Origin of the sequence: Streptomyces sp. NPDC058157, assembly GCF_042884105.1 — a bacterium.
Classification (GTDB): domain Bacteria; phylum Actinomycetota; class Actinomycetes; order Streptomycetales; family Streptomycetaceae; genus Streptomyces.
Map to the genome: position 1 here is coordinate 42121 of NZ_JBHVUQ010000016.1, position 10760 is coordinate 52880.

At 75.9% G+C, this 10760-nt stretch carries 1 protein-coding gene; it reads left to right on the top strand.

The window, feature by feature from the left end:
- Positions 1-76: 76 nt before the first annotated feature.
- Positions 77-10711, top strand: coding sequence for an SDR family NAD(P)-dependent oxidoreductase (locus tag ACFVXK_RS06535; protein ID WP_389610401.1), 10635 nt, complete (start codon positions 77-79; stop codon positions 10709-10711).
- Positions 10712-10760: the final 49 nt, after the last annotated feature.

The window sequence follows — 10760 nt, forward strand, 5'->3', positions numbered from 1 at the left end:
CTCCCCCTCCCCCTCCCCCTTCCCTGACCACGCCTGCCCGCCACGCACCACCACACGAACCGGGTGACCTTCCAGCATGTCCAACACGCCCCAGACCTCCAACGAAGCGAAGCTGCTCCAGTACCTGAAGCGCGTCACCTCCGACCTGGACAAGGCGAACGACCGCCTGCGGGAGGTGGAGGCCGCCGCCGGCGAGCCGATCGCCATCGTCGGGATGAGCTGCCGTTTCCCGGGCGGGGTGGAGTCTCCGGAGGAGTTCTGGGAGCTGCTGGAGTCCGGGGCCGACGGGATCACCCCGTTCCCCGCCGACCGCGGCTGGGACCTCGACCGGCTCGTCGACGAGGACCCCGAGCGGACGGGCACCTCGTACGTCCGCGAGGGCGGGTTCCTGCGCGGCGCGGCCGAGTTCGACGCCGCCTTCTTCGGCATCTCCCCGCGCGAGGCCCTCGCGATGGACCCGCAGCAGCGGCTGCTGCTGGAGACGGCCTGGGAGGCCGTGGAGCGGGCCGGGCTGGACGCGGCGCCGCTGCGCGGATCGTCCACCGGGGTGTTCATCGGCACGAACGGGCAGGACTACGGGACGCTGGCCGCCGCCTCCGCCGACGACCTCGGCGGGTACGTGGGGACGGGCAGCGCGGCGAGCGTGGTGTCGGGCCGCATCTCGTACGTCCTGGGCCTGGAGGGCCCGGCGGTGACCGTGGACACGGCCTGCTCGGCGTCCCTGGTGGCCCTGCACCTGGCGGCCGAGGCGCTGCGGCGCGGGGAGTGCGCGCTGGCCCTGGCGGGCGGGGTGACCGTGATGTCCACCCCGTCGACGTTCGTGGAGTTCAGCCGCCAGCGCGGGCTGGCCCCGGACGGCCGCTGCAAGTCCTTCGCGGACGGCGCGGACGGCACGGGCTTCGCCGAGGGCGTCGGCATGCTGCTGGTGGAGCGGCTGTCGGACGCCGTGCGCCACGGGCATCCGGTGCTGGCCGTCGTCCGCGGCTCGGCGGTCAACCAGGACGGCGCGAGCAACGGGCTGACCGCCCCCAACGGGCCCTCGCAGCAGCGGGTCATCCGCCAGGCCCTGGAGAGCGCCGGGCTGGGCACCGCCGACGTGGACGCGGTGGAGGCGCACGGCACGGGCACCAGGCTGGGCGACCCGATCGAGGCCCAGGCGCTGCTGGCCACCTACGGGCAGGGGCGGGGGGACGGCGAACCGCTGTGGCTCGGGTCGGTGAAGTCCAACATCGGGCACACCCAGGCCGCCGCCGGTGTCGCGGGGATCATCAAGATGGTGCAGGCCATGCGGCACGGGGTACTCCCGCGCACCCTGCACGTGGACGCGCCGTCGGCGGAGGTGGACTGGTCGGCGGGCGCGGTGGAGGTGCTCGCGGAGCAGCGGCCCTGGCCGGAGACGGGGCGGCCGCGGCGCGCGGGCGTCTCCTCGTTCGGCATCAGCGGGACCAACGCCCACGTCATCCTGGAGGCCGCCCCCGAACCGGCTCCCGCGCCGGGCGGCGAACCGGTCTGCGGACCGGTACCGGTGGCGCTGTCCGCCCGTTCCCCGGAGGCCCTGCGGGCGCAGGCGGCCCGGCTGGCCGACCACCTGGAGCGGCGGCCCGAACTCGACGTCGCCGACGTGGCGTACTCCCTGACGGGGCGTACGGCTCTGGAGCACCGCGCCGTGGTCGTGGGGCGGGACCGTGCGGAGGTCCTGGCCGGTCTGCGCACCCTGGAGCGCGACGGCGGCGGCTCGCCGGCCGGGCCGGGAGGCGGGCCGGCGGTGCTGTTCACGGGGCAGGGGAGCCAGCGGCCGGGTATGGGCCGGGGGCTGTACGAGGCGTTCCCGGTGTTCGCCGCCGCCTTCGACGCGGTGTGCGCGGAGCTGGGCGGCGGGCTCAAGGAGGTCGTCTTCGGCGAGGACGCGGAGGTGCTGGACCGCACCGGGACCACGCAGCCCGCCCTCTTCGCCGTCGAAGTCGCGCTGTACCGGCTGGTGGAGTCCTGGGGTGTCGTCCCGGGCTTCGTCGGCGGGCACTCGGTGGGTGAGATCGCCGCCGCGCACGTGGCCGGGGTGCTGTCGCTCGCGGACGCGGCGGTGCTGGTCGGGGCCCGCGGACGGCTCATGGAGGCCCTGCCGGACGGCGGGGTCATGGTCTCCGTCCAGGCCTCCGAGGAGCGGGTCGCCCCGCTGCTGGTCCCCGGCGCGGCCATCGCGGCCGTCAACGGGCCCGAGGCCGTCGTCCTCTCCGGCGCCCGGGAAGCCGTCGAGGGCGTGGTCGCACTGCTCGCGGCGCAGGACGTGAAGGCGAAGGCCCTGCGCGTCAGCCACGCCTTCCACTCTCCGCTCATGGACCCCATGCTGGAGGAGTTCCGCGCCGCCATCGCCGGCCTGGACTTCCGGCCACCGGCCATCCCGTTCGTCTCCGCCCTGACCGGCGGGATGGTGACGGAGGAGATCGCCCACCCGGACTACTGGGTGAGCCACGTCCGTGAAGCCGTCCGCTTCCACGACGCCGTCCGGACGCTGGAGGCCGAAGGCGCCACCACCCTGCTGGAGCTGGGTCCGGACGCCGTCCTGACGGCCATGGCCCGCCCCTGCCTCGCCGACGAGAACACCGCTCTCGTCCCCACCCTCCGCCGGGGCCGCGAAGAGGCCGGGGCGGCCGTCACCGCCCTGGGGCGGCTGCTCACCGCCGGGGCCGTCGCCGATCGTGCGGCGTTCTTCGCCGGTTCCCGTGCCGCCCGCGTGGACCTGCCCACGTACGCGTTCCGGCACCGGACGTTCTGGGTGTCCACCTCCGTCGGCTCGGTCGGGGACGTGGCCTCGGCCGGTGTCGCCGCCGCCGACCACCCCCTCCTCGGTGCCGCCGTCACCCTCCCCGGTGCGTTCGGGATGCTGTTCACCGGCCGGCTGTCGCTCCACTCCCACCCGTGGCTGCGCGACCACCAGGTGCACGGCCAGGTCGTCTTCCCCGGAGCGGCCATGGTGGAGCTGGCCGTACGGGCCGGTGAGGAGGTCGGCCACGGACTGCTCGACGACCTGACCATCGAGGCCCCGCTCGTGCTCCCACCGTCCGGCGGGGTGCAGTTGCGGCTGATGCTGGCCGAGCCGGACGCCCACGGCCGGCGCGCGCTGAGCCTGTTCTCCCGCCCGGAAGACGCCGACACCGGCGAGCCGTGGGTCCGCCACGCCGCCGGTGCTGTCGTCGCCGGCCCGGACGCGCCGGGTGCTCCGGGTGCGCCGGCTGCGCTGAATGCGCCGGATGCGCCGCTGACGGCCTGGCCGCCCGCCGGAGCCACCGCGCTCGACACCGACGGGCTGTACGAGGTGCTGGGCGGGCTGGGCTTCGGCTACGGGCCCGCCTTCCAGGGGCTCAAGGCCGCCTGGGGGCTCGGGGAGGAGGTCTACGCCGAGGTCGCCCTGCCCGAGGAGGCCACCGCCGACGCGGGTCGCTTCGGCCTGCACCCGGCCCTGCTGGACGCCGCCCTGCACGGCATCGGGCTCGGATCCTTCGTCCCCGAGGAACCCGGCCGTGCCCGGCTTCCGTTCAACTGGTCGGGGGTCTCGCTCCACGCCACCGGGGCCGCGGCCCTGCGCGTGCGCATCGCCCCCGCCGGGACGGACTCCGTCACCCTCACCCTCGCCGACCAGACCGGCGCCCCCGTCGCCACCGTCGAATCCCTCGCCCTGCGCGCCGTCACCGCCGAACAGCTCGAAGACGGCTCCCTGCGCGACGCCCTGTTCCGGGTGGAGTGGGCCGAGGCGACCGTCGGCGGCGGGGAGCCGGGGGCGTGGGCGCGGCTGGGCGAGGAGGGGGAGACCGTCCCCGCGTACGTGGTCACGCCCACTCCGGGCGGCGAGGTGCACTCCGCCGTCGCCGAGGCCCTGAGGCTGGTGCGGTCCTGGCTGGCCGAGGAGCGGTACGCCGCCTCCCGGCTGGTGTTCACCGCCGAGCGGCAGGACGTGGCGACGGCGGCCGTGTGGGGGCTGGTGCGCTCCGCGCAGACGGAGAACCCCGGCCGGTTCGCCCTGGTCGAGGCCGCCGACGTCGAGGCCTCCTGGGAGCGGATCTCCGCCGCGCTGGCGGCCGGTGAGGAGCAGCTCACCCTCCGGGACGGCCGGGTCCTCGTGCCCCGCCTCACCCGGGCCGCCGCCACCCCGGCCGGGGAAGCCGCGTTCGGGGACGGCACCGTGCTGATCACCGGCGGCACGGGCGGGCTGGGTGCCCTGTTCGCCCGCCACCTGGTCACCGAGCACGGCGTGCGCGACCTGCTGCTCACCAGCCGACGCGGCCAGGATGCCCCCGGCGCCACCGAACTCGCCTCGGAGCTGACGGCGTTGGGCGCCCGGGTCCGGATCGCCGGCTGCGACGCCGCCGACCGCGAGGCGCTGTCCGCGCTCCTGGACTCCCTCGACCGGCCCCTGACCGCCGTCCTCCACTGCGCCGGGATCATCGACGACGGCGTGGTCTCCTCCCTGACCGCCGAGCGCGTGTCCGACGTGCTGCGGCCCAAGGCGGACGCGGCCCACCACCTGCACGAGCTGACCCTGGACGCGGGCGCGGACCTCTCCGCGTTCGTGGTCTTCTCCTCGGCCGCCGGTGTCTTCGGCGGTGCGGGGCAGGCTGGCTACGCGGCCGCGAACAGCTACCTCGACGCCCTCATGGCCGAGCGCCGGGCGGCCGGGCTGCCGGGACTTTCGCTGGCCTGGGGCCTGTGGGCGGGTGTCGGCGGCATGGGCGACACCCTCACCGACGAGGACATCGAACGCATCGGCCGCTCCGGCGTCCGCCCCCTGGCCGTCGACCAGGGACTCGCCCTCTTCGACGCCGCCCTCGGCACCGACGAGCCCCTCCTCGTCCCCGTCCCCCTCGACCTGCGCACCCTGCGCCGCCAGAGCCGTGTCCCGGCCCTGCTGCGCGCCCTGGTGCCCGCCCCGCGCCGCCGGACCGCCGCGGCCGCCGCCGGTTCCGCCGGTTCCGCCGCACCGGGCGGGTCGGCCTGGTCGGACCGGCTGGCCGGCCTCGCGGTCGCCGAGCAGCGGTCCCTCCTGTTCGACCTGGTCAGTGCGCAGGCCGCGGCAGTGCTGGGGCACGACGACCCGGCCGTCGTGGAGCCCGAGCGGGCCTTCCGCGAGCTGGGTTTCGACTCCCTCACCGCCGTCGAGTTCCGCAACGCGCTGATCGCGCAGACCGGGATCCGGCTCTCGGCCACCCTGGTCTTCGACCACCCCAACCCGGCCGCCCTCGCCGAGTTCCTGCGGACCGAGCTGGTCGGCGAGGACTCCGGCGTACCGGACGCGCAGGCGCCCGCGGCCGGGGTTGCGGACGACGAGCCGATCGCCGTCATCGGCATGAGCTGCCGCTACCCGGGCGGCGTCGAGACCCCCGAGGACCTGTGGCGGCTGGTCGCCGAGGGCCGGGACGGCATCACCGGCTTCCCCGACAACCGCGGCTGGGACCTCGACCACCTCTTCGACCCGGACCCGGACCACCCGGGGACCTCGTACGCCGACCAGGGCGGCTTCCTGCACGGCGCGGCGGAGTTCGACGCGGGCTTCTTCGGCGTCTCCCCGCGCGAGGCCCTCGCGATGGACCCGCAGCAGCGGCTGCTGCTGGAGACGGCGTGGGAGGCCTTCGAGGACGCGGGGATCGACCCGGAGCGCGTCCGGGGCACACGGACCGGCGTCTTCACCGGCCTGATGTACCACGACTACCTCGCCCGGCTCTCGGCGATCCCGGACGGCCTGGAGGGCTTCCGCGGCACGGCGGGGGCGGGCAGTGTGGCCTCGGGCCGCGTCTCGTACACCCTGGGCCTGGAGGGCCCAGCGGTGACGGTCGACACCGCCTGCTCCTCCTCCCTCGTCGCCCTGCATCTGGCCGTGCAGGCGCTACGGCGCGGGGAGTGCACGATGGCCCTCGCGGGCGGCGTGGCCGTCATGTCGACCCCGGAGACCTTCGTGGACTTCAGCCGGCAGCGCGGGCTCGCCGCGGACGGCCGCTGCAAGTCCTTCGCCGAGGGCGCGGACGGCACCGGCTGGGGCGAAGGCGTCGGCATGCTCCTCGTGGAACGCCTCTCGGACGCGGTCGCGAACGGGCATCCGGTACTGGCCGTCGTCCGCGGCTCCGCGGTCAACCAGGACGGCGCCAGCAACGGCCTCACCGCCCCCAACGGCCCCTCCCAGCAACGCGTCATCCGCCAAGCCCTCGACAGCGCGGGCCTGACCACCGCCGACGTCGACGCGGTGGAGGCGCACGGCACGGGGACCAAGCTCGGCGACCCCATCGAAGCCCAGGCCCTCCTCGCCACCTACGGCCAGGACCGGGACACCGACGAGCCCCTGTGGCTGGGCTCCGTCAAGTCCAACATCGGGCACACCCAGGCCGCCGCCGGTGCGGCGGGGGTCATCAAGATGGTGCAGGCGATGCGCCACGGCGTACTGCCGCCCACCCTGCACGTGGACGCCCCGTCCAGCCACATCGACTGGTCGGCCGGAGCCGTCGAACTGGTCACCGAGACCCGGCCCTGGCCCGAGACCGGGCGGCCGCGCCGCGCGGGCGTCTCCTCGTTCGGCATCAGCGGCACCAACGCCCACGTCATCCTGGAGGCCGCCCCCGAACCGGCCCCCAGGCGTCGCGGCGGACCGGTCTGCGGACCGGTACCGGCGGCGCTGTCCGCCCGTTCGCCGGAGGCCCTGCGCGCCCAGGCGGCCCGGCTGGCCGACCACCTGGAGCGGCGGCCCGAACTCGACGTCGCCGACGTGGCGTATTCCCTGACGGGGCGGTCCGAGCTGGAGCACCGGGCGGTGGTCGTGGGCCGGGACCGCGAGACGCTGGTCCGGGGCCTGACGGCGCTGGCCGCGGGCGAGCCGGACCCGGCCGTCGTCACCGGCCAGGCGACGACGGGACGCGGACGGCTCGCGGTGCTGTTCACCGGCCAGGGCAGCCAGCGGACCGGCATGGGCCGCGAGCTCTACGAGGCCTTCCCGGTGTTCGCCGCCGCCTTCGACGCCGTATGCGCGGAACTGGGCGGCGGGCTCAAGGAGCTCGTCTTCGGCGAGGACGCCGACGCCCTGGACCGCACCGGAACCACCCAGCCCGCACTCTTCGCCGTCGAGGTCGCGCTGTACCGGCTGGTGGAGTCCTGGGGCGTCACCCCGAAGTTCGTCGGCGGCCACTCGGTCGGCGAAATCGCCGCCGCGCACGTGGCCGGGGTGCTGTCGCTCGCGGACGCAGCCGTACTCGTCAACGCACGCGGACGCCTCATGGAAGCCCTCCCCGAGGGCGGGATCATGGTCTCCGTCCAGGCGGGCGAGGAACAGGTCGTCCCGCTGCTGGTCCCCGGCGCGGCCATCGCCGCCGTCAACGGGCCGGACACCGTCGTCCTCTCGGGCGCCCGCGAGGCCGTCGAGGGCGTGGTCGCACTGCTCGCGGCGCAGGACGTGAAGGCGAAGGCCCTGCGGGTCAGCCACGCTTTCCACTCCCCGCTGATGGACCCGATGCTGGAGGAGTTCCGCGCGGCCATCACCGGCCTGGACTTCCACCAGCCGGCCATCCCGTTCGTCTCCGCCCTCACCGGCGGCCTCGTCACCGACGAGATCGCCCACCCCGACTACTGGGTCAGCCACGTCCGTGAAGCCGTCCGCTTCCACGACGCGATCCGCACCCTGGAAGCCGAAGGCGCCACCACCCTCCTGGAGCTGGGACCCGACGCCGTCCTGACCGCCATGGCCCGCCCCTGCCTCACCCACGAGAGCACCGCTCTCGTCCCCACCCTCCGCCGGGGCCGCGACGAGGCCGAGTCCGCCGTCACCGCCCTCGCCCACCTCCTCACCGGCGGCGGCACCGCCGACCGCGCCGCCTTCTTCACCGGGGCGGACGTCACCCGTGTCGGCCTCCCCGGCTACGCCTTCCAGCACGAGACCTTCTGGATCCACGACACGGCCGAGGCCTCCGCCGACGCCGGGCAGGCCGGGCTCGACGCGGCGGACCACCCGCTGCTCGGGGCCGCGGTCACACTGCCCGAGTCCGAGGAGTTCCTGCTCACCGCCCGGCTGTCCCTGCGCACCCACCGCTGGCTGGACGACCACCGGGTCATGGGGCAGGCCGTCGTACCGGGCGCCGCGCTGGTCGAGCTGGCCGTGCGGGCCGGCGACGAGGCCGGCTGCAACGCGCTGGACGAACTGACCCTGGAGGCCCCCCTGGTGCTGCCCGAGGACGGCGGGGTCCAGGTCAGGGTGGTGGTCGGCGGGCCCGACGCGCAGGAGCGGCGGTCCGTACGGGTCTACTCGCGGGCCGAGGACGCCCCCGCCGGGGAGCCCTGGACGCGGCACGCCGACGGGACCCTGTCCTTCGCCGCCCGCTCCCCCGAGGGCGGCCCGGCCGAGTGGCCGCCGGCCGGGGCCGAACCCCTGGACGTGGAGGGGCTGTACACCGCCATGTCCGAGGTGGGCCTCGACTACGGGCCGGTGTTCCAGGGGCTCGACGCCGCCTGGACGCTGGGCGGGGAGGTCTACGCCGAGGTCGCCCTCCCCGCGGAGGCCGCCACCGACGCCGCCCGCTACGGCATCCACCCCGCCCTCCTCGACGCCGCCCTGCACGGCATCGGCCTGGGCGCGTTCCTCTCCGACGGGAACGGGGCGCGGCTGCCCTTCGTCTGGACCGGGGTGTCCCTGTACGCGGCCGGGGCCTGCGCCCTGCGGGTGCGGATCGCCCCCGCCGGCCCGGACTCCGTGACGCTGACGCTCACCGACCCGGCCGGGGCGCCCGTCGCGGCCGTCGAGGCGCTCGCGCTGCGCGCCGTGTCGGCGGAGCAGTTCGGGGACGCCGCGCTGCGGGACGCGCTGTTCCGCCTGGAGTGGGCGGAGTCCTCCTGCGCCGAGGCCGTCGAGTCGGTCCTCGACTGGGCGGTGGTCGACGCCGAGGGGTCGCCCGCCGGGCGGGGTCTGGAGGGTGCGGGCGTCGCGTTCGCCGCGTACCCGGACCTGGCCGGGCTGCGGGCGGCGGTGGACGCGGGCCGGTCGGTGCCCGACGTGGTGGTGCTGCCCGTGCCGGGGACGGTGGCCGGGGCGCTGGAGGTGCTCCAGCTCTGGTCGGCCGACGCCCGGTACGCCGCGTCCCGGCTGGTGTTCACCGCCACGCGGCGGACCCCGGACACGGCGGCGGTGTGGGGTCTGGTGCGTTCGGCGCAGGCCGAGAACCCGGGCCGGTTCGTGCTCGTGGAGGCGGCGGACGTGGACTCGGGCTGGAACCTGCTGCCGCGGGCCCTCGGCACGGACGAGGCGCAGTTCGCCCTCCGGGACGGCCTGGTCCTCGTACCGCGGCTGGCACGGGCCGCGGCCACCCCGGCCTCGGGGCCCGCGTTCGGGGACGGCACGGTCCTGGTCACCGGTGGAACGGGCGGGCTGGGCGCCCTGTTCGCCCGCCACCTGGTCACCGAACACGGGGTACGCGACCTGCTGCTGACCAGCCGACGCGGCCAGGATGCCCCCGGCGCCACCGAACTCGCCGCAGACCTCGAACAGTTGGGGGCGCGGGTCCGGATCGCCGGCTGCGACGCCGCCGACCGCGAGGCGCTGTCCGCGCTCCTGGGCTCCCTCGACCGGCCCCTGACCGGTGTCCTGCACTCCGCCGGGGTGCTGGACGACGGGGTGATCGGGGCGCTGACCCCCGAGCGGGTGGCCGCGGTCATGCGGCCCAAGGCGGACGCGGTGGTCAACCTGCACGAGCTGACCCGGGACGCGGGCGCCGACCTGTCGGCGTTCGTGGTCTTCTCCTCCGTCGCCGGTGTCTTCGGCAGTGCCGGCCAGGGCGCCTACGCGGCCGCGAACAGCCACCTCGACGCCCTCATGGCCGAGCGCCGGGCGGCCGGACTGCCCGGCCTGTCCCTCGCCTGGGGCCTGTGGGCCGGGGTCGGCGGCATGGGCGACACCCTCACCGACGAGGACGTCGAACGCATCGGCCGCTCCGGCGTCCAGGTGCTCACCGTCGACCAGGGACTCGCCCTCTTCGACGCCGCCCTCGGCACCGACGAGCCCCTCCTCGTCCCCGTCCCCCTCGACCTGCGCACCCTGCGCACCCGCGACCAGGTCCCCGCCCTCCTGCGCACCCTGACCGCCGGACCGGCCCGCCGGGCCGTCGCCCGCGCGGCGGAGCCCGCCGGGGCCACGGCCACCGCCGGGCCGTCGCTGCGCGAGCGGCTGCTGGCGCTGCCCGCCGAGGAGCGGGACACCGTGCTGCTGGACCTCGTGTGCGCTCAGGTGGCGCTGGTCCTCGGGCACGCGCGGGCCTCGGCGGTGGACGGCGAACGGCAGTTCCGCGAGCTGGGCTTCGACTCCCTCACCGCGCTCGAACTGCGCAACGGGCTGGGCCCGGTGACGGGTCTGGCCCTGCCCGCGACGGTGGTGTTCGACTACCCGACGCCGGCCGCGCTCGCCGGGTACCTGCGGGCCGAGCTGGTCGACGCGTACGCGGAGCACGCGCTCGCCGAACGGCTGGACTCCCTGGAGCCCGTCCTGGCCTCCCTCGCGCAGGACGACGTGCTGCGCGGGAAGGCGGAGGCCCGGCTGCGCGCCCTCCTGGAGCGGCTCGGCGCCTCCGGCGCGGCGGTGTCCCAGCCCGTGGACGCCACGAGCGCCGCTCGTGCCGCGTCCGAGGAGCGTGAGATCGAATCGGCCACCACCGACGAACTCTTCGACCTGATCGACAAGGAATTCGGATCCCTGTAGCCACGACCGTCCCCGCCGCCCCTTCCCCCTCCCCGCGTCCCGCCCCCGT

Coding starts and splice junctions, on each gene's coding strand:
- ACFVXK_RS06535 (WP_389610401.1), top strand. CDS start 77: ATGTCCAACACGCCCCAGACCTCCAACGAAGCGAAGCTGCTCCAGTAC.